Source organism: Mesorhizobium sp. Pch-S, from assembly GCF_004136315.1.
In the GTDB taxonomy this organism is placed as follows: domain Bacteria; phylum Pseudomonadota; class Alphaproteobacteria; order Rhizobiales; family Rhizobiaceae; genus Mesorhizobium.
This window is the reverse complement of sequence record NZ_CP029562.1, coordinates 810,149-828,619: the sequence shown is the minus strand read 5'-3', so window position 1 is coordinate 828,619 and position 18,471 is coordinate 810,149. Positions and strand designations below refer to the sequence as shown.

The 18,471-nt window shown below is 64.6% G+C and carries 20 protein-coding genes; 14 read left to right on the top strand and 6 right to left on the bottom strand.

The genetic code is table 11. The features are described from left to right. Positions 1-427: 427 nt before the first annotated feature. Entirely contained in the window at positions 428-1,165 is a 738-nt protein-coding gene (gene phnF, locus C1M53_RS03900; protein WP_129411041.1) for a phosphonate metabolism transcriptional regulator PhnF, read from the bottom strand. 103 nt (positions 1,166-1,268) lie between these two features. On the opposite strand from phnF, the gene phnG reads away from it, so the two are divergent. From phnG to phnN, 13 genes are all read left to right on the top strand, one after another. Further along, entirely contained in the window at positions 1,269-1,724 is a 456-nt protein-coding gene (gene phnG, locus C1M53_RS03895) for a phosphonate C-P lyase system protein PhnG (RefSeq protein WP_129411040.1), read from the top strand. Beyond that, positions 1,724-2,335, top strand: coding sequence for a phosphonate C-P lyase system protein PhnH (phnH, locus tag C1M53_RS03890; RefSeq protein WP_129411039.1), 612 nt, complete (start codon positions 1,724-1,726; stop codon positions 2,333-2,335). Before phnG ends, phnH begins: the two co-directional genes overlap by 1 nt. Positions 2,336-2,338: 3 nt before the next feature. After that, the gene (locus tag C1M53_RS03885) at positions 2,339-3,448 is read left to right on the top strand and encodes a carbon-phosphorus lyase complex subunit PhnI (protein ID WP_129411038.1); all 1,110 of its coding nucleotides are present in this window, start codon (positions 2,339-2,341) and stop codon (positions 3,446-3,448) included. After that, positions 3,445-4,344, top strand: a complete 900-nt coding sequence (locus C1M53_RS03880) for an alpha-D-ribose 1-methylphosphonate 5-phosphate C-P-lyase PhnJ (RefSeq protein ID WP_129411037.1) — start codon at positions 3,445-3,447, stop codon at positions 4,342-4,344. The genes C1M53_RS03885 and C1M53_RS03880 overlap by 4 nt, the downstream gene beginning before the upstream one ends. Continuing rightward, positions 4,341-5,156, top strand: a complete 816-nt coding sequence (gene phnK, locus C1M53_RS03875) for a phosphonate C-P lyase system protein PhnK (protein ID WP_129411036.1) — start codon at positions 4,341-4,343, stop codon at positions 5,154-5,156. The genes C1M53_RS03880 and phnK overlap by 4 nt, the downstream gene beginning before the upstream one ends. A 9-nt stretch (positions 5,157-5,165) precedes the next feature. Beyond that, the gene (gene phnL, locus C1M53_RS03870; protein ID WP_129411035.1) at positions 5,166-5,873 is read left to right on the top strand and encodes a phosphonate C-P lyase system protein PhnL; all 708 of its coding nucleotides are present in this window, start codon (positions 5,166-5,168) and stop codon (positions 5,871-5,873) included. Between the two features lie 2 nt (positions 5,874-5,875). After that, complete coding sequence (locus C1M53_RS03865) at positions 5,876-6,574, top strand: DapH/DapD/GlmU-related protein (protein WP_129411034.1); 699 nt, start codon at positions 5,876-5,878, stop codon at positions 6,572-6,574. Positions 6,575-6,700: 126 nt separating this feature from the next. Next, positions 6,701-7,552 carry a phosphonate ABC transporter ATP-binding protein gene (gene phnC, locus C1M53_RS03860; RefSeq protein WP_129411033.1) on the top strand — a complete coding sequence of 284 codons (852 nt, stop codon included), beginning with the start codon at positions 6,701-6,703 and terminating at the stop codon, positions 7,550-7,552. A 27-nt stretch (positions 7,553-7,579) separates the two neighbouring features. Beyond that, positions 7,580-8,572, top strand: a complete 993-nt coding sequence (gene phnD / locus C1M53_RS03855; RefSeq protein WP_207213066.1) for a phosphonate ABC transporter substrate-binding protein — start codon at positions 7,580-7,582, stop codon at positions 8,570-8,572. Between the two features lie 174 nt (positions 8,573-8,746). Then, complete coding sequence (gene phnE, locus C1M53_RS03850; protein WP_129411032.1) at positions 8,747-9,565, top strand: phosphonate ABC transporter, permease protein PhnE; 819 nt, start codon at positions 8,747-8,749, stop codon at positions 9,563-9,565. Positions 9,566-9,683: 118 nt separating this feature from the next. Continuing rightward, positions 9,684-10,289: a DUF1045 domain-containing protein gene (locus C1M53_RS03845; protein ID WP_348630025.1), complete on the top strand. Its 606-nt coding sequence runs from the start codon at positions 9,684-9,686 to the stop codon at positions 10,287-10,289. A 1-nt stretch (position 10,290) separates the two neighbouring features. Continuing rightward, the gene (locus tag C1M53_RS03840) at positions 10,291-11,430 is read left to right on the top strand and encodes an alpha-D-ribose 1-methylphosphonate 5-triphosphate diphosphatase (RefSeq protein WP_129411031.1); all 1,140 of its coding nucleotides are present in this window, start codon (positions 10,291-10,293) and stop codon (positions 11,428-11,430) included. Beyond that, on the top strand, positions 11,423-11,995 hold the full coding sequence (phnN, locus tag C1M53_RS03835) for a phosphonate metabolism protein/1,5-bisphosphokinase (PRPP-forming) PhnN (protein WP_129411030.1): 573 nt from the start codon (positions 11,423-11,425) through the stop codon (positions 11,993-11,995). Before C1M53_RS03840 ends, phnN begins: the two co-directional genes overlap by 8 nt. A gap of 15 nt (positions 11,996-12,010) precedes the next feature. Here the strand turns inward: phnN and C1M53_RS03830 are convergent, their stop codons facing one another. Beyond that, positions 12,011-13,807: an FAD-binding oxidoreductase gene (locus C1M53_RS03830; protein WP_129411029.1), complete on the bottom strand. Its 1,797-nt coding sequence runs from the start codon at positions 13,805-13,807 to the stop codon at positions 12,011-12,013. Between the two features lie 200 nt (positions 13,808-14,007). Here C1M53_RS03830 and C1M53_RS03825 point away from each other — a divergent pair, with 200 nt between their 5' ends. Then, positions 14,008-14,877 (top strand): LytTR family DNA-binding domain-containing protein, encoded by an 870-nt coding sequence (locus C1M53_RS03825; RefSeq protein ID WP_165358031.1) that lies wholly within the window; start codon positions 14,008-14,010, stop codon positions 14,875-14,877. Positions 14,878-14,885: 8 nt separating this feature from the next. Here the strand turns inward: C1M53_RS03825 and ureG are convergent, their stop codons facing one another. From ureG to ureC, 4 genes are read right to left on the bottom strand one after another with little or no spacing between them, the layout of a single operon-like run. After that, positions 14,886-15,524: an urease accessory protein UreG gene (ureG, locus tag C1M53_RS03820; protein WP_129411027.1), complete on the bottom strand. Its 639-nt coding sequence runs from the start codon at positions 15,522-15,524 to the stop codon at positions 14,886-14,888. Continuing rightward, positions 15,521-16,234, bottom strand: coding sequence for an urease accessory protein UreF (locus C1M53_RS03815; RefSeq protein WP_129411026.1), 714 nt, complete (start codon positions 16,232-16,234; stop codon positions 15,521-15,523). The genes ureG and C1M53_RS03815 overlap by 4 nt, the downstream gene beginning before the upstream one ends. Continuing rightward, a complete protein-coding gene (gene ureE / locus C1M53_RS03810) occupies positions 16,179-16,688 on the bottom strand; it encodes an urease accessory protein UreE (protein WP_129411025.1) in 510 nt (169 codons plus the stop codon). The genes C1M53_RS03815 and ureE overlap by 56 nt, the downstream gene beginning before the upstream one ends. Before the next feature lie 21 nt (positions 16,689-16,709). After that, the gene (gene ureC, locus C1M53_RS03805) at positions 16,710-18,422 is read right to left on the bottom strand and encodes an urease subunit alpha (protein WP_129411024.1); all 1,713 of its coding nucleotides are present in this window, start codon (positions 18,420-18,422) and stop codon (positions 16,710-16,712) included. Positions 18,423-18,471 lie beyond the last annotated feature (49 nt).

Sequence of the window (18,471 nt, the reverse complement as noted above, 5' to 3'; positions counted from 1 at the left end):
TTTTAGCGGAAACGCGGAAACGCTCTAACTTTTCTGTTGCGCATCGTGCTTTCCGAAAATCGACTCCGATTTTCGGGCCGATACGCAGGTCCACGATTCGTTTGGTGGAGAATGCCACCAGGGTGTATAATCACCGCAGTCGACAGCCGAAACAGGGCTCGGCTGCAGAGGGCGACATCCAGCCCGTCAGAGGAGGGCATGCTATGGCATTCCTCCACTTCGACACAAACCGTCCCGCACACTTCCTTTCGGATTGGGGTGTCCCGATCGCAGCCGCCGTCATCATCGGCTGCTGGGTCGCCCTGATGCTATGGGGCTGAGCGCCTAGCGCATGACCCCGAAAATCGGGATCGATTTTCGGAAAGGATCATGCGCCAAATCAAAGTGCTAGAGCGACCTTTGCGCGTCCAAAAGGACGCGCGGCGCTCTAGTCGGGACTGACGGTCAGTTCGACGCGATCCGCCGAGAAGCGCGTCTGCGAATACTGGATCGGCTTGTCGCTGCTATCGATATTGATGCCACGCGCGACCAGCACGATGGCGCCGGGTGAAAGCTGAAGATCACGCGTGTCGGTATCATCAGCATGCCGTGCTTCGATGGTCGTCGAGGCGCGGCGATAGTCCGTGATGCCAGAGAGTGCGAGGGCCTGGGTAATCGAATGAGTGCTGGCGAAATGGCGCGCGATTTCGGGGAAACGTGCGGCATGAAACCAGGCAGTGGAACGTGAAACAGGAACGCCGTCGGCGAGGCCGCGCATTTCGAGGCGGATCACCTCTTCGGAGACCTCAAGCCCCAGTGCTGCGGCAACCGCGGCACTGGCAGGCTCACGGGCCTGGTCGAGCAGTTCGATCTGACGGTCCCGCGCCTGGCCTTCGAGCCCGGCGGAGAAGCGGGTCCTGGCGCCGATCGGATAGGTGAGGCGCTTCTGGCGCCGCACATAGGTGCCGCGTCCCTGTTCGCTGCGAAGCACGCCTTCATGGACCAGGGCGGCGATCGCGGCGCGCACCGTATGCCGGTTCACGCCGAAGCGTGTTGCCAGCTCGGCCTCGGCCGGCAGGCGACCGTTCTGGTCGGCAAGACCGGCGCCGATGCCACGCCGGATCTCGTCGCCGATCTGCCGCCACAACGCGACGCCGACCCCTCGATGCAGTGCCGACTTCGACATTTTTCCTCACAGCAACATCGTTGTCATTCTTCCGTCATTCAACGGGTCTAAGACAGAATAAGTTATCTAGTTGTCTAGATCAATAGACAAATTTGAGGTTGGCATGAACATCACGGCGGATCAAACCGCGCGACGGGACCGGATGGCGGTCCTGGCGCGCTGCAGCGGCGAGCGGCTGAGCGCGTTGTGGGCGACGCTCGGGCTGCAGCCCAGGCACACCCCTCTGCGTGGCCCCGAGGCGGGCCTGGTGATGCTGCGCGGGCGGGTCGGCGGCACCGGTGAGCCGTTCAATGTCGGCGAGGCGACCGTCACCCGCGCCAGCGTCAAGCTGGAGGACGGTTCGGTCGGTCATGCCATGGCTCTCGGCCGCGATCATGCCAAGGCGCGGCTCTCGGCGGTTATCGACGCGCTCTGCCGCAATGCCGAGACCGCGGCGCGCATCGATGCCGAATTGATCCAGCCGATCCGGCGCGAGCTCGACCAGGCCGATGAGGCGCGCCGCCAGCAGACCGCAGCCACGCGCGTCGACTTCTTCACCATGGTGCGAGGAGAGGACTGATGCAGAACGAAGCGACTGCCCTCGAGGGCGGGTTCTCCAATCCGGTCCTGAACGCCCAGTCCGTCTTTCGTGCCGTCATGGACGCGATGGCCAAGCCTGCGACGATCGTCGAGGTCGATGCGGTGGTGAAGCCACCGGCGCCGCTCGGTCGGGCCGCCGGCGCCGTGGCCTGTGCCCTGATCGATGCCGATACGCCGTTCTGGCTGGATGCCTCGCTGGCTGAACATGCCGCGCTGCGCGCCTGGCTTGCCTTCCATACCGGCGCCCGCGAGATGGCGACCTGCGGCGACGTTGCTTTCGCCCTGGTCGGCGCTCCGCTGACCATGCCGCCGCTGGAACGCTTTGCTCAAGGCACCCAGGAGTATCCCGACCGTTCCGCCACGCTGATGCTGCAGGTGCCCAGCCTGGAAGGTGGTATGCCGCTGACGTTCGAAGGTCCGGGCATCCGCGATCGTGTCACGCTGGCACCGCGCGGCCTGCCGCAGGATTTCGCCGCGCAATGGAAAGCCAACCGCAAGCGCTTCCCGCGCGGCGTCGACCTCATCCTCACCACGGGCGATGCCATCGCCTGCCTGCCGCGCTCAGTGCGCCTCGTCGAGATGGAGGGCTGATCAATGTATGTTGCAGTCAAGGGCGGCGAGGCCGCCATCGACAATGCCCACCGCCTGCTGGCCGATCGCCGTCGCGGCGACAGGTCGGTGCCGGCGCTGACGCTCGAGCAGATCACCGAACAGCTGAGCATCGGCGTCGACCGTGTCATGAGCGAAGGCTCGCTCTACGATCGCCGGCTGGCGGCGCTCGCCATCAAGCAGGCGCGCGGCGACCTGATCGAAGCGATCTTCCTGGTGCGCGCCTACCGCACCACGCTGCCCCGCTTCGGTCATAGCGAGCCCGTCGATACCGGCGCCATGCTGGTCGAGCGGCGCGTGTCCGCCTGCTACAAGGATCTGCCCGGCGGCCAGTTGCTCGGACCGACATTCGACTACACGCACCGCCTGCTCGATGAAGAACTCGAAGGCGATCCGCAGATCGAAACCGGAGCGCTGCGCGGTGGTGCCCAGGAACCGGTCATGCGCGTGGCCGACATCCTCGGACAGGAAGGCCTGATCGAGGACGACGGCTTCGTTGATCCGGCGCTTGAGCCCGGCGACATCAACCAGACGCCGACCGAATTTCCGATGTCGCGCGCCATGCGGCTGCAGTCGCTGTCGCGCGGCGACGAAGGGTTCCTGCTGGCGCTCGGCTATTCGACCCAGCGCGGCTATGCCCGCAGCCATCCCTTTGTCGGCGAGGTTCGCATCGGCGAGGTCGATGTCGAGGTGTTCATGCCGGAACTCGGCTTTGCCGTTCCGGTCGGCCGCGTCCAGGTGACAGAATGCCAGATGGTCAACCAGTTCAAGGGATCGGCCAAGGCGCCGCCACAGTTCACACGCGGCTACGGACTGGTCTTCGGCCAGTCCGAACGTAAGGCGATGGCGATGTCGCTGTGCGATCGTGCCTTGCGCGCGGAGGAATTGGGCGAGGATCTGGTCGCGGCGCCGCAGGACCAGGAGTTCGTGCTGTCGCATTGCGACAACGTCCAGGCCACCGGCTTCGTCGAACATCTGAAACTGCCGCACTACGTCGATTTCCAGGCCGAGCTCGGCCTGGTTCGCACCATGCGCTCCGAATACGAGCAGCGCACCGGCGAGGCGGTTCTTGAAACAAGGGAAGCCGCCGAATGAACGCGCAGGCATCAAACTACAACTTCGCCTATCTCGACGAACAGACCAAGCGCATGATCCGGCGCGCCATCCTCAAGGCGATCGCCGTGCCGGGCTACCAGGTGCCGTTCGCCAGCCGTGAAATGCCGATGCCTTATGGCTGGGGTACCGGTGGCGTGCAGGTCACGGCCTCGATCCTGGGGCCGGACGACGTTTTGAAGGTCATCGACCAGGGCGCCGACGACACCACCAATGCAGTCTCGATCCGCAAATTCTTCCAGAAGGTTGCCGGCGTCGAGACGACCACGAGCACGCAGGACGCGACGATCATCCAGACCCGCCACCGCATCCCCGAGGCGCCGCTGCAGGAGGGCCAGGTGCTGGTCTACCAGGTACCTATCCCCGAGCCGCTGCGCTTCCTCGAACCACGCGAGACGGAAACCCGCAAGATGCATGCGCTGGAAGAATACGGCCTCATGCATGTGAAGCTCTACGAGGATATCGCCAGGAACGGCCACATCGCCACCACCTATGCCTACCCGGTCAAGGTCGAGGGCCGCTACGTGATGGATCCGTCGCCGACGCCGAAATTCGACAATCCGAAGATGCACATGTCGCCGGCGCTGCAGCTGTTCGGCGCCGGACGCGAGAAGCGCATCTATGCGGTGCCGCCGCATACCGAGGTGATCAGCCTCGACTTCGAGGATCACCCGTTCGAGGTGCAGCGTTTCGACAAGCCCTGCGCGCTGTGCGGCGCAGAGCAGGTCTATCTCGACGAGGTCGTGCTCGACGATCGCGGCGGGCGCATGTTCGTCTGCTCCGACACCCACCATTGCGAAAGCCGCCAGGCCGCGGGCCATCGCGGCGACCAGGCCGCAGGCCATGGCAATGAAATATCCGGCGAGGCCCTGTCATGACTGTTTCGGTGAGGATCGACCGCTCCGAGGTCGAAACCGACAATCTGCCGCTGATGTCGGTCCGGTCGGTGAGCAAGCATTACGGTCAGCGCATCGGCTGCGCCGATGTCGATTTCGATATCTGGCCGGGCGAAGTGCTGGCGATCGTGGGTGAATCCGGCTCGGGCAAGACGACGCTGCTCAACTGCATCTCCACGCGCCTCGCACCGACGACGGGGACGGTGTCCTATCGCATGCGTGACGGTGAGATGCGCGACCTCTATGGCCTGGGCGAGGCTGAACGCCGGCTTCTGCTGCGCACCGACTGGGGTTTCGTCCACCAGAACCCGGCCGACGGCCTGCGCATGACGGTTTCTGCCGGCGCCAATGTCGGCGAGCGGCTGATGGCGGTCGGCGACCGGCATTATGGCAACATCCGGGCCACTGCCACCGACTGGCTCGGCCGTGTCGAGATCGATGCCGACCGTATCGACGACCAGCCGCGCGCCTTCTCCGGCGGCATGCGCCAGCGCCTGCAGATCGCGCGCAATCTCGTCACCGCGCCGCGCCTGGTCTTCATGGACGAGCCGACCGGTGGCCTCGACGTTTCGGTGCAGGCGCGCCTGCTCGACCTGCTGCGCGGCCTGGTTCACGATCTCGGCCTCGCCGTCATCATCGTCACGCATGATCTCGCGGTCGCGCGCCTGCTGTCCCACCGCATGATGGTGATGAAGGACGGCCGGGTGATCGAACACGGGCTGACCGACCGTCTGCTCGACGATCCGCAGGCGCCCTACACGCAACTGCTCGTTTCTTCGATCCTGCAAGTCTGAGGCGCGGTGATGACGCAACTTCTCAATGTTTCCGGTCTTGCCAAGACCTTCACCATGCATCTGCGCGGCGGTATCGAACTGCCGGTAATCGTGGATGCTGCCTTCGTGCTCGAAGGCGGCAAATGTGCCGTCCTCGGCGGCCCGTCCGGCGCCGGCAAAAGCTCGATCCTGAAGATGCTATACGGCAACTATGCCGTGAACCAGGGCAGCATCGAGATCCTGCATCGTGGCCGCATGGTCGACCTGGCATCAGCCGCTCCGCGCACGGTGCTGGAGATCCGCCGCGAGACGATCGGTTATGTCAGCCAGTTCCTGCGTGTCGTGCCGCGCGTCAGCGCGCTCGACATCGTGGCGGAACCGCTGGTCGAGCGCTGCATCGACCGCAGCAAGGCTGCCGGCAAGGCGCGTGAGTTGTTGGGCCGCCTCAATTTGCCCGAGCGCCTCTGGGCCTTGCCGCCCGCGACCTTCTCCGGCGGCGAACAGCAGCGCGTCAACATCGCGCGTGGTTTCATCACCGAGCATCCGGTGCTGTTGCTCGATGAGCCGACCGCATCGCTCGACGCCACCAACCGTGCCGTCGTCGTCGAGATGATCGCGGAGAAGAAGCGGGCAGGGGTGGCGCTGCTTGGGATCTTCCATGATGCCGACGTGCGCAATGCTGTTGCCGACATCGTGATCGACGTCACCGGCTTCGCGCCGGACCGAAAGGCAGCCTGACCATGCCGCGCCTTTCGGAAACCCCGTTTGTCGATCCGACCGCCCGCCTCGAGAACTGCACGCTCGGCCGCTACACCGAAGTCACCGAGGGCTGCCGTCTCACCGAAACAGAACTCGGCGACTATTCCTACATCATGCAGGACGGCCAGACCTGGTGCGTGACCATCGGCAAATTCGCCAACATTGCCGCTTCGGTGCGCATCAACGCCACCAATCATCCGATGTCGCGCGCCACGCTGCATCACTTCACCTATCGTGCCGGCGACTATTTCGAGGACGCCGCCCATGAGGATGATTTCTTTGCAGCACGCCGCGCCAACCGCGTTGTGATCGGTCATGACACCTGGATCGGTCACGGCGTCACCATCCTGCCCGGCGTGACCATCGGCGACGGCGCGGTCGTCGGCTCCGGTGCCGTCGTCACCAGGGATGTCGAACCCTACACGATCGTCGCCGGTGTGCCGGCCAGGTTCATGCGCCGCCGCTTTGAACCGGCGATCGCGGAGCGCATGCAGGCACTGGCCTGGTGGGATTGGGATCACGCCGCGCTGCGTGCGGCACTCGACGATTTCCGCAACCTGAGCGCCGAAGCCTTCCTCGAACGCTACGAAGGCCGGTCCGGCGGCGCGATACCGGTGAATGGTCACACAGCTGACACGAACGGTACATCGGACCGTCATCGAGAAGCAGTAACCGGGTAGCGAATTCCGGCTGGGCGACGCGGCCTTGCCGGTCGCGGTCGCGCACCCGGACAGCCGAGCAACACGCGTCCATCGACGACCACTCAATTGGTGCTGGGGCCGCAGGCCCAAACCAGGAGCGATTTCATGAACGCCATCAGCATACGCAACCTGTCGAAGAATTTTGGCAAGAAGCGTGCACTCGACAACGTCAGTCTCGACATCGGCAAGGGCGAAATGGTTGCGCTGATTGGCGCCTCCGGCTCCGGCAAGAGCACATTGCTGCGCCACATCTGCGGACTGGAGACAGGGCAGACGGGCTCCAGCACGATCGAGATCTTCGGCGCCAGCCTGCAGACCAATGGCCGGCTCTCCGGTGGCGCCCGTGGGCTTCGGCGCAACATCGGCGTGATCTTCCAGCAGTTCAACCTAGTCAGCCGGCTCTCGGTGCTCTCCAACGTGCTGATCGGCAATCTCGGCCGCATTCCGGTGTGGCGCGGTACGCTCGGCCTGTTCAGCGCCGAGGAAAAGCGGCTCGCCCGCGAAGCGCTGGCCAAGGTCGGCATTCCGGAGGTCGCATGGCAGCGCGCCTCGACACTGTCGGGCGGCCAGCAGCAGCGCGCGGCGATCGCCCGCACGCTGGTGCAGCGCTCCAACATCCTGCTCGCCGACGAGCCGATAGCCTCGCTCGATCCGTCTTCCGCGCGCCGGGTCATGGAAGTGCTGGCCGGCGTCAACCGCGAGGACGGCATCACCTGCGTGGTGTCGCTGCACCAGGTCGAATACGCGCGCCGCTACTGCCCGCGCACCATCGCCCTGAAGGACGGCCGCGTCGTGTTCGACGGCCCGTCCTCCAGGCTCACCCACAGAACACTGGTCGAACTCTACGGCTCGAATTCCGAGGAGTTGATCCTGCCCGAGGCTGTTCCGGATTTCGTCCCCGAATACCCGGAACCTGCAACCACCAAGAACCCGGACATGGCGCCGGCTTTCGCCTGAACTTAAAAACCAACAGGAGACGTTGACATGAACGCTATGCTCAAGGCCATCGCCGCCACGGCGATCGCCTTCACCCTCACCGGTGCCGCTTATGCCGAAGAGATCAACTTCGGCATCATCTCGACCGAGTCCCAGCAGAACCTCAAGCCGAAGTGGGAGCCCTTCCTCGCCGACATGAAGAAGGAAACTGGCCTCGACGTGAAGCCGTTCTTCGCTTCTGATTATGCCGGCGTCATCGAGGGCATGCGTTTCGGCAAGGTTCAGATGGCCTGGTACGGCAACAAGTCGGCCATGGAAGCCGTCGACCGCGCCGACGGCGAGATCTTCGCCCAGACCGTCTCCGTCGACGGCAACCCCGGCTACTGGTCGTTGATCCTGGCGCCGAAGGACAGCAAGCTGAACACCGTCGAAGACCTGCTGAAGTGCGACAAGACGCTGAATTTCGGCCTCGGCGACCCGAACTCGACCTCGGGCTTCCTGGTTCCGACCACCTTCGTCTTCGCGGCCAACAAGGTTGACCCGAAGAACTGCTTCAAGGCGGTCACCAACGCCAACCACGAGACCAATGCCATGGCCGTCGCCAACGGCCAGCTCGACGCTGCCGCCAACAACACCGAGAACATGGCCCTCATCGAGAAGAACCAGCCGGCAGCCTTCGCCAAGATCAAGGTGATCTGGAAGTCGCCGCTGATCCCGTCCGACCCGATCGTCTGGCGCAAGGAACTGCCGCAGGCAACCAAGGACAAGCTGAAGAACTTCATCCTGACCTACGGCACCGACAAGTCGAAGGGTGACGTCGCCAAGGAGAAGGAAATCCTCGCCGGCCTGCAGTGGGCGCCGTTCCGCGCCTCGGACAATGACCAGCTGCTGCCGATCCGCGTCATGGAGCTGACCAAGGCCAAGGCCAAGATTGAAGCCGACGCCAACCTCTCGGATGCCGACAAGAAGGCCAAGATCGAGAAGATCGACGCCGAGAAGGCCGGTTACGAAGCCAAGATCAAGGCCAAGGGCCAGAGCTGATCGGCTCCGGGCCGATCTGTCTCGGCCTCGACACACCATGCCGGGCGGGCTGACGCCCGGCATGACCCCGGGAGCGGGATGTGATGAAGATGGATTCCGCTCGACCCTCATCTTTTGTCGCATGATCTTTGTCCGGAAAAGTCTTTTCGGGATCATGCTCCAGCGAGCACGACGATGACCCAAACGACGCATATCGGTGAAAACGAGAAACCACGTCCCGAGATTGGGCGCGACTGGACCCGTGATGCCTGGACCGCCGTCACCTGGCTCGGTCTGGCCGTGCTCCTGATCTGGAGCTGGGCGCCGGCCGAGATGTTCCGCTGGACCTATCTGTTCACCGACGCCGGCAACATGGCGCAATATGCGGCCGGTTTCTCACACCCGAATTTCGGGGAATGGCGCTACTACCTGCAGGAGATGCTGGTCACCATCCAGATCGCGCTGTGGGGTACCTTCCTGGCGGCTATCCTGGCGGTTCCGTTCGGCATCCTTTCGGCTTCCAACATGGCGCCCTGGTACATCGTCCAGCCGGTGCGCCGGCTGATGGACCTGTTCCGCTCCATCCATGAGCTCGTCTATGCGGTGCTGTTCGTCGTCGCCGTCGGCCTCGGGCCTTTTGCTGGCGTCATGGCACTGTTCATCCACACCACCGGCATCCTGGCCAAGCTGTTCTCGGAAGCCGTCGAGGCGATCGACCCGCGGCCGGTCGAGGCGATCCGTGCCACCGGCGCGACACGACTGCAGGAAGTGGTCTTCGGCGTGGTGCCGCAGGTGCTGCCGCTGTGGATGTCCTACGCGCTCTATCGTTTCGAATCCAACGTGCGCGCCGCCACCGTGCTCGGCGTGATCGGCGCCGGCGGCATCGGCCAGGTGCTGTTCGAGAGCATCCGTGGCTTCTACTACCCTGAAGCCGCCGCAATGCTCATCATCATGCTGGTGACGGTGTCGTTGATCGACGTCATCTCGCAGCAACTGCGAAAGCTGTTCCTGTGATGCGCTACGCGGTTTATTTCACACCTTCCGAGGACGATCCGCTGACCAAGGCGGCGGCCAACTGGCTCGGCCGCGATGCTTCTCCGGCGAACTGCTTGCAGCGCCGTCGTTCGACGGCTTGCCAGCCGAGGAGATCTCCAGCCTCACGGGAGAACCGCGCCGCTACGGCTTCCACGGCACCATCGTTGCGCCGTTCCGGCTCGCCGACGGTGTCGGCCTGGCCGATCTCGAAGAGAGCTTCGACCGGTTCTGTGCCAAGACGGCCTCGTTCTTCATCGAGGGCCTGCGGATCGGGCAGCTGGGCCCATTGGGACAGCTCGGCTCCTTCCTGGCGCTGTTGCCGACGGAAGCGGAATACCAGCTTTCCGCCTTCGCCGCCGATGCAGTCCTGCATTTCGCACCGGTGCGGGCAGCGCTGACCGAAGCCGAGATCGAGCGCCGCGATCCTTCGAAGCTCACCACACGCCAGGCCGCCTACCTCAGGCGTCACGGCTACCCCTTCGTGATGGACGAGTTCCGTTTCCACATGACGCTGAGCGAGCGCCTGCCGGAGGAGACGCTGGCGCGGGTGCAGCCGGCGCTGGAACGCCGCTTCGAGGCCTTCACCGGACGCCCGTTCGCCATCGACGGTCTTGCCCTGTTTATCGAGCGCGAAGCCGGCGCGCCCTTCACCGTGCATTCCTATCGGCCGCTGCGGCCACTTGAAGCCAGAAAGACTGCCTGAGATGTCCCAAGATATCGTCCTGAAAAACGCCCGCGTCGTCCTCGAGGACGAGATCGTCAACGGATCGATCCTGTTGCGCGACGGCAAGATCGCTGCGATCGACAGCGGTGCGGCGGCAACCGGCGAAGACTGCGAGGGCGATTATGTCGTCCCAGGTCTTGTCGAACTTCACACCGACCATCTCGAAGCCCACTATTCGCCGCGCCCGGGCGTGCGCTGGGATTCCATAGCTGCCTTGCAGGCGCATGACGCGCAGGTGGTTGCGTCGGGCATCACCACTGTCTTCGACTGCCTGCGTCTTGGCTCCGACGAGGATGGTGGTTTCCAGAAGGGCGAGATGCGCGCCATCGCCGATGCCATCGAGGTCGCCGTTGCCGAAGACCGGCTGCGTGCCAGCCACCTCATCCACCTGCGTTGCGAGGTCTCGGCTGCCGATGTGCTCGACCAGTACGAAGACTTCAAGACCGACGGTTTCGTCCGACTCGCTTCTCTGATGGATCATGCGCCTGGCCAGCGGCAATTCCAGACACTGGAGCAGTACGCGCTCTACTACAAGACCAAGCGCGGGCTGGACGACGCGGCTTTCGAACGGTTCATGGCCAAGCGCGTCGCCGCTTCGCAGAAATATTCCGCAGGCCACCGCAAGACCATTGTCGAAGCCTGCAGTGAACGCGGCATCGCACTCGCCAGCCATGACGACGCCACGATCGAACATGTCGAGGAATCGATCGCCTTCGGCGTCAAGCTGGCCGAATTCCCGACCAGCATGGAAGCTGCCAGGGCTTCGCATGACGCCGGCATCTCGGTGATGATGGGTGCGCCCAACATCGTGCGCGGCAAGTCGCATTCCGGCAACATCGCGGCGAGAGAGCTTGCCGAAGCAGGTGTGCTCGACGTGCTGTCGTCCGACTATGTGCCGTTCAGCCTGATGCAGGCGCCGTTCATCCTGGCCGACGGTCCGCAAGGCAGGCCGCTCAACGAGACGATCAGGCTGGTCACCGCCGCGCCGGCGCGCACGGTCGGCCTGACCGACCGCGGCCGCATTGCACCGGGATTGCGTGGCGACGTCGTGCGCGTGCGCCACAGCAAGGGCGTTCCTGTCGTGCGCTCGGTCTGGCGCGAGGGTCGTCGCGTTGCCTGACGCAAGATTGCAAGGAACGCTCGTTGTCGTGGTCGGCCCCAGCGGTGCCGGCAAGGACAGCGTCATCGGCTATGCACGTGAGCGCCTGGCCGATCGCAGCGACGTCCTGTTCGTGCGCCGCATCGTCACGCGCGAAGCGACAGCTGGGACGGAAGACCATGACAGCGTGAGTGAAGCCGCCTTCGACGAAGCAAGGAAGGCGGGCCATTTCGCCGTGAGCTGGCAGGCGAACGGGTTGAGCTATGCCTTGCCGGGCAGCACCATGGATCATCTTGGCCGTGGCGGCACTGCCATCGCCAACGGTTCCCGCGGCGCAATCGAGGACATTCGTGCGGCCTTCGCCAATGTCATCGTGGTCGGGCTTACGGCCAGGCCCGAGATCATCGCGGCCAGGCTTTCGGCGCGGGGACGCGAGACGGCTGAAGAGATCACCCGTCGTGTCGAGCGGGGCCTGAAGCTCGGCGCTTATGGCCAGGACATCACCATCGACAACAGCGCCGAGCTCCAGACGGCGGGTGAGGCGCTGATATCGATCATCACCGGCCGGCTCTCGCTGGCGTCGTAAGCGGCGTGACGGGCGTCAGGGTTTTTTCGTAAAGCCGTCGGCGCTCCAGCGCTCGCTGCCGACACCGTGATGGCTGATGAAAAGCCCATCCGCATCGTAGCGATTCTTCACGGCGAGCAGCCGAGGGTAGTTCGCGCCCCAGAATGCCTCCTGCCAATGTTCCTCGAAGAAGTTGCTCTCGGCGACGTAGGAGCCAGGGCGCGGGACGACGTGCCGAACCTCGTCCATCGCCTTGCCGATGGCTTCGGCATTCCTCCTCGCTTTGGTGGCGTCGGGTTCATGGCCGGCTATGCCGGCATAGGCGGGTGGTCCTTCAGCGGCACTGATCAGCAGCGCGAAAGCGTCCAGCACCGCCGGATTGATCGCGGTATCGCGCGCCTGTTCGATGATCGCCGGCGGAGCCCCGGCAAGCCCCTTGTTGGTGTGCAGTGAAACGCTCCTGTGGCGGCTGGAGGCAAACAGCATTGCAGCCAGCGCTTCACGGCGCTCCCTGGCAAGCAGCGAGGCGGGCAGCCAGGCCGACTGATAGCCGTGCAGCACCTGGCCGGCCTCCTTGAGATTGCCGGCCCAGAAGATGTTGTCGGCGGAGGCACCAGGGCGATCGTCGAACAGCACGGCGCCAGGGACCTTCTCCAGGAAGCGCGGATCCCAGAAGTGGCGTGCCGGTGCGGCGATGAAGACGGGGCCGGCCTGCAGCTGGAAATCCTGCCTTGCGGCTTGCAGCCAGTCGAGGAAAGGCTGCCAGATGGCCTCGGCCCGCTTCTGCTCGATGCCCTGGAACAGCATGTTGATGACAAGTACGTTGCCGGAGCGGAAGATGATCTGCTCGCCCCAGTTCGGGTTGAACAGGGCATCCGCATAGAGGTCCATGACGCGAGCGATCAGTCGCTTGTAGCTCTCATCCGAACTTGCCTGGACGGTCATCGACACGACGCCAAAAAACTCGGGCAAGGCATGGGTGCGCAAGGTCAGCCGCGTCACGACACCGAAGCCGCCACCGCCACCGCCCTTGATCGCCCAGTAGAGGTCGGGATTGGTGCAGGCGCTGGCGATCCTGATCTGACCGTCCGCGGTCACCACTTCCGCTTCCAGGAGACTCGCTGCGGCGAGCCCATAGGCCTTGGAGAAGCTGCCGAAGCCACCGCTCTGGATCAGGCCGGCGACACCGACCGTCAGGCAGCCGCCGCCTTGCACATAACGACCAGCCTTGGTGGTGACCTCATTGTAGGCCTTGCCCCACAACACACCGGCCCCGACCGAGACAGCGGGCACGGCTTCTCCTTCGCAGCCTGATGGCAGGAAGCTGTCGTGGATGGTCACCTCATCCATGTGGCGGGTCCAGATCAGCAGCGAGTCCGCCGCATTGGACGTGCCCTGGTAGCTGTGGCCGCCGCCCTTGACCACCAGCCGCAACTGGTTGCCGCGGGCGAAATTCACGGCTGCCACCACATCCGTCGTCGAACGCGCCGCAACCGCATAGGCGCTCGGTCTGGACGTCCAGGCGTCAACCCAGCCGAGCGTCTGGGTCAGCGCCGGGTCATCGCCGAGGAAGAAGGGATTGTGAAGGCTCCTCCAGAATTGCGTGCAGCCGACACCGTCCGGTGAGCCAATGCAGGCATCGAAAGGAGACGCCAGCTTGATCAGCCGGCCCCCGACGTCCTGGCTGAGTTTTTCCCACGCCTGCTGCGATGGCCAGCCGGCATCGCCCGGACGCACTCTGGCTGGTGCAGTGCCTGCGCAGGCATCACCCCATCCGCCCAGGGCGATGGGAGCGGTCGCCGCCATCATCTGCAGGAAATCCCGCCTGTTCATGTCCATCGTCTCCGTGCCAGCTGCGGGCAGGAGAGCTACAGCGGATGGCCTGCGGCGGGGAACAGGCAGGGGACGAAGCTTGGCCCGATGGGACGAGCGGCGGCAGCGAAACGATGTCGAGGGACGACCGGCGGCCCTGCCGGGACCAGTGCCGAACATCGGTCTTTTCCGGTTCGATCCGGTCGGGCATGATCGCTGCCATGACGCAACCGCCTGCCGACCGGATCGACCTCGATCGCCGCATCCTGCTGCGCGTTTTGCTGCTGGCCGCCGCCTTTCTGGCTGTCATTGCCTTCGTCAACGCAACGACGTTGAACACCGACGCCATGCGCAGCGGGCGTGTCCTGGATGGCCGCATTCCCTGGATCGAGGAATATTCGAGTGCGGTCGTGATCATCGTGCTGGTGCCGCTGGTGGCGTTGTGGGAGCGGCGCTTCCGGCTCGCCATGCCCGGTCTGCCACGCGCGATTGGTGCCCATGTTGCCGGCAGCATCGTTTTTTCGGCCCTGCATGTCGCCGGCATGGTTCTGCTGCGCAAGGTCGTCTTCGCCGTCGCTCTGGGACAGGCCTATGGCTTCTTCGATGAGCCGTTGACCGACCTTGCCTATGAATATCGCAAGGATGCGCTGACCTATGCCGTGATCCTGCTGATGCTGACACTGGTGCGCAGCATCGAGTTCAATCGCCGTCACTCTCGCCAGGAAAGACAAGGCGAGCCCGCACGCCTGACGCTGAAATCAGGTGGCCGTACCATTCTTCTCGATGCGCATGCAGTCGAGTGGGCACGTGCCGCCGCCAATTATGTCGACGTGCATGCCAGGGGCAGCACGCATCTTGTGCGTATCAGCCTCTCTGCGCTTGAGGCGCAGCTGCACGCGGCCGGCGTCGACGCGGTGCGTGTGCACCGCTCCTGGATCGTCAACCGCGCCAGGATTGTCGAGATCGTGCCACTGGGTGACGGGGATGTCCGGATCCGGACCAGTGAAGGGACGGAGATTAGGGGATCGCGGCGCTACCGGCACCTGCTGGATGCGGCAAACGGCGAGAAGCCGGACGCCCGCGTGGCCTGATCTGCGCCTCAGGCGGAAAGTCTTGTCGCGTCTTCGCTGAGGCCACCATGCTCGACGATGAAGTCGATGACCTCCTGCAGGCCCTTGCCGCGATGCAGGTCGGTGAAGACGAACGGGCGCTTGCCGCGCATCCTGGCGGCATCGGCTTCCATCACGTCGAGATCGACATGGACGTAGGGCGCGAGATCGCTCTTGTTGATCACCAGGAAATCGGAGCGGGTGATGCCCGGACCGCCCTTGCGCGGGATTTCCTCACCCTGGCAGACCGAGATGACGTAGAGCGTCAGGTCGGCCAGGTCGGGCGAGAAGGTGGCGGCTAGATTGTCGCCGCCCGATTCGATGAAGACGATGTCGAGATCGGGAAAACGCCGGTTCATCTCGGCGATCGCCTGCAGGTTGATCGACGCGTCCTCGCGGATCGCAGTGTGCGGACAGCCGCCGGTTTCCACGCCCATGATACGGTCTTCCGGCAATGCCTGGTGTCGCGCCAGGATCAAGGCGTCTTCCCGCGTGTAGATGTCGTTGGTCACCACAGCGATCGAATAGCGGTCGCGCAGTGCCTTGCAGAGCTTCTCGGTCAGCGTCGTCTTGCCGGAACCGACAGGTCCGCCGATGCCGACACGCAGGGGGCCGTTTTTCTGTGTCATGAGCGAAAAAGCCTCGAATGCAGGGTTTCATGTCTGATGGCCATGACCTCGCCAAGGAACGTCGCCGAGCCGAGATCGTCAAGGGTCGCGTGCGCCGCGCGTCGCGCAGTATCGAGGACAACGGGTTCCAGCCTGGCCATCAATGCCGTAACGCCGCTCTGGCCGGTCACCGAGAGCCGGATCGAAGCCTGCAGCTGGTTGAGCGTGAAGGCCTGCAGGAATGCGGTGAGCGTGCTGGTCAGCGCGATGTCATGGGCGGCCGCGACGGCGCCGACGGCGACAGCGTAGGCGCAGGGACGCGGCAAGCGCTGCAGGACGGCGCAGGGCCAGCTTTGCGCGGCCTCAAGGAAGGCCGAACCCTGAGAGAGGCTTTCCAGATGGCGCTCGCGGCCGCCGGCCAGGGCCTCCGCCAGCGCCGCGACGCCGGCGAGATCGTTGCTCTCGCGCGCCAGTCGCCAGCTTTCCGCGAGCAGCAAGGCGTCGTTCCAGGCCGATCCGCATTCGACGAGATCGCCCAGCCAGGTTTCCAGGCTGCCGGTGTCGACGACCAGCCCGTCATGCACCGCCTGTTCGAGGCCATGGCTGTAGCTGTAGGAGCCGACCGGGAAGACCGGCGAGAGCCAGGCCAGCAGCCTCGGCAGCGCATGGCCGGGATCAGTCGTGGTGGTGGTCATGGCCCCCGCCGTGATGATGATCATGGTGGTCGTCATCGTGATGGTGGTGATGATGCCCGCCGGAATAGGCACCGCGCAGCGGACTGAAAATGGCGTCGATCTCGTGCACCGTTGCCCCCAGCCCCTCGAGCATCGCCTTGATGACGTGGTCGCGCAGGATCACGATGCGGTCGCCTTCGATCTGTGCGGCGAGGTGCCGGTTGCCGATGTGCCAGGCGAGTTCCGCAATATGCAGTGCGTCGCGCCCGCGGATCTCCAGCAGAGGCTCCCGCGCCGCCCGGATTTCGATCTCGCGGCCGTCTTCCGTCAGCAGCCTGTCGCCATGTTCCAGCACGACCGGCGCGGTGAAGTCGGCCAGCAGCTTCTCGCCGCTTGCCAGCAGGATGAGTTTGCGGCGCAGATGCCGTTCGTCGCGCTCCAGCACGGCATGATCGGCAGGGGGCCGCTGACGGTGCGTCTCACCGGCACGGATGATCTCGATGGCCCGCATGGTGGGCTCTCCCTTTGGCTATCAGAACAGGAAATAGCGCTGTGCCAGCGCCACGGTTTCCGCGGGCGGGCACGTCAGCAATTTGCCGTCGGCACGCACCTCATAGGTCTCGGGGTCGACTTCCATGACCGGCATCGCGTCGTTGAGCACCATCGAGCGCTTGCCGATACCGCCCCGCGTGTTGGCGACCGCCACCATCTGTTTTTCGACGCCGATCTTCTCGCGCAGGCCTGATGCCAGCGCGGGCTGCGACACGAAAGTCACCGAGCTTGCGCTGCGCGCCTTGCCGAAGGCGCCGAACATCGGCCTGTAATGCACCGGTTGCGGCGTCGAGATCGAGCCATTCGGGTCTCCCATCGGCACCGTCACGATCATCCCGCCGAGCAGGACCATGTCGGGCTTCACCCCGAAGAAGGCCGGGCTCCACAGTGCGAGGTCCGCGCGCTTGCCGATCTCGATGGAGCCGACCTCATGCGCAATGCCGTGGGAGATGGCCGGATTGATCGTGTATTTGGCGACATAGCGGCGGACGCGGAAATTGTCGTTGCCGGCATCGTCCTCGGCCAGCGATCCGCGCTGACGCTTCATCTTGTCGGCGGTCTGCCAGCAGCGGATCACCATCTCGCCGACGCGTCCCATCGCCTGGCTGTCGGAGGAGATGATCGAGAAGGCGCCCATGTCGTGCAGGATATCCTCGGCCGCGATCGTTTCCTTGCGGATGCGGCTTTCGGCGAAGGCGATGTCCTCCGGGATCGACGGCGACAGGTGATGGCAGACCATCAGCATATCGAGGTGTTCGGCCACGGTATTGATCGTATAGGGGCGCGTGGGGCTGGTCGAAGCCGGCAGGACATTGGGATACTGGCAGACGCGGATGATGTCGGGCGCGTGGCCGCCGCCGGCGCCTTCGGTATGAAAGGAGTGGATCGTCCGGCCCTTGAAGGCCGCGATCGTGTCCTCGACGAAGCCGCTCTCGTTCAGCGTGTCGGTGTGGATGCCGACCTGCACGTCGAAGCGATCGGCGACGGCAAGGCAATTGTCGATGGCCGCGGGCGTGGTGCCCCAGTCCTCATGCAGCTTCAGGCCACAGGCGCCGGCGAGCACCATCTCCTCGAGCGCGCCGGGCAGCGAGGCATTGCCCTTGCCGAACAGGCCGAGATTCATCGGCATGCCGTCGAAAGCCTGGATCATGCGCGCGAGGTGCCAAGGGCCTGGGGTGCAGGTGGTGGCAAGCGTTCCATGCGCCGGTCCGGTACCGCCGCCGATCATGCAGGTGACGCCCGAAGTCAGGGCCTCTTCCATCTGCTGCGGCGAGATGAAATGGATGTGGCTGTCGATGGCGCCGGCGGTCAGGATCCGCCCTTCGCCGGCGATGATTTCCGTGCCCGGTCCGATGACGATGGTGACGCCGGGCTGGGTATCGGGATTGCCGGCCTTGCCGATCGCGGCGATACGCCCGTCCAGCAGCCCGACATCGGCTTTGTAGATGCCGGTATGATCGACGATCAGCGCGTTGGTGATCACCGTGTCCATGGCGCCCTCGGCACGCGAGACCTGGCTTTGTCCCATGCCGTCGCGGATCACCTTGCCGCCGCCGAATTTCACCTCCTCGCCATAGGTCGTGAAATCCCGCTCCACCTCGATGAAGAGTTCGGTGTCGGCCAGCCGCACCCTGTCGCCGGTCGTCGGCCCGTACATCTGCGCATAGGTGGCGCGGCTTATCCTTGCTGGCATCGAACGTCTCCGTCTGGGGATGTCTGTTGCGGAGGCCGGCGAACCGGCC

Bases quoted from the DNA above. Each gene is read 5' to 3' on its own strand.
- phnF (WP_129411041.1), bottom strand. From the start codon at position 1,165: ATGTCGAAGTCGGCACTGCATCGAGGGGTCGGCGTCGCGTTGTGGCGG.
- phnG (WP_129411040.1), top strand. From the start codon at position 1,269: ATGAACATCACGGCGGATCAAACCGCGCGACGGGACCGGATGGCGGTC.
- phnH (WP_129411039.1), top strand. From the start codon at position 1,724: ATGCAGAACGAAGCGACTGCCCTCGAGGGCGGGTTCTCCAATCCGGTC.
- C1M53_RS03885 (WP_129411038.1), top strand. From the start codon at position 2,339: ATGTATGTTGCAGTCAAGGGCGGCGAGGCCGCCATCGACAATGCCCAC.
- C1M53_RS03880 (WP_129411037.1), top strand. From the start codon at position 3,445: ATGAACGCGCAGGCATCAAACTACAACTTCGCCTATCTCGACGAACAG.
- phnK (WP_129411036.1), top strand. From the start codon at position 4,341: ATGACTGTTTCGGTGAGGATCGACCGCTCCGAGGTCGAAACCGACAAT.
- phnL (WP_129411035.1), top strand. From the start codon at position 5,166: ATGACGCAACTTCTCAATGTTTCCGGTCTTGCCAAGACCTTCACCATG.
- C1M53_RS03865 (WP_129411034.1), top strand. From the start codon at position 5,876: ATGCCGCGCCTTTCGGAAACCCCGTTTGTCGATCCGACCGCCCGCCTC.
- phnC (WP_129411033.1), top strand. From the start codon at position 6,701: ATGAACGCCATCAGCATACGCAACCTGTCGAAGAATTTTGGCAAGAAG.
- phnD (WP_207213066.1), top strand. From the start codon at position 7,580: ATGAACGCTATGCTCAAGGCCATCGCCGCCACGGCGATCGCCTTCACC.
- phnE (WP_129411032.1), top strand. From the start codon at position 8,747: ATGACCCAAACGACGCATATCGGTGAAAACGAGAAACCACGTCCCGAG.
- C1M53_RS03840 (WP_129411031.1), top strand. From the start codon at position 10,291: ATGTCCCAAGATATCGTCCTGAAAAACGCCCGCGTCGTCCTCGAGGAC.
- C1M53_RS03830 (WP_129411029.1), bottom strand. From the start codon at position 13,807: ATGAACAGGCGGGATTTCCTGCAGATGATGGCGGCGACCGCTCCCATC.
- C1M53_RS03825 (WP_165358031.1), top strand. From the start codon at position 14,008: ATGACGCAACCGCCTGCCGACCGGATCGACCTCGATCGCCGCATCCTG.
- ureG (WP_129411027.1), bottom strand. From the start codon at position 15,524: ATGACACAGAAAAACGGCCCCCTGCGTGTCGGCATCGGCGGACCTGTC.
- C1M53_RS03815 (WP_129411026.1), bottom strand. From the start codon at position 16,234: ATGACGACCACCATGATCATCATCACGGCGGGGGCCATGACCACCACC.
- ureE (WP_129411025.1), bottom strand. From the start codon at position 16,688: ATGCGGGCCATCGAGATCATCCGTGCCGGTGAGACGCACCGTCAGCGG.
- ureC (WP_129411024.1), bottom strand. From the start codon at position 18,422: ATGCCAGCAAGGATAAGCCGCGCCACCTATGCGCAGATGTACGGGCCG.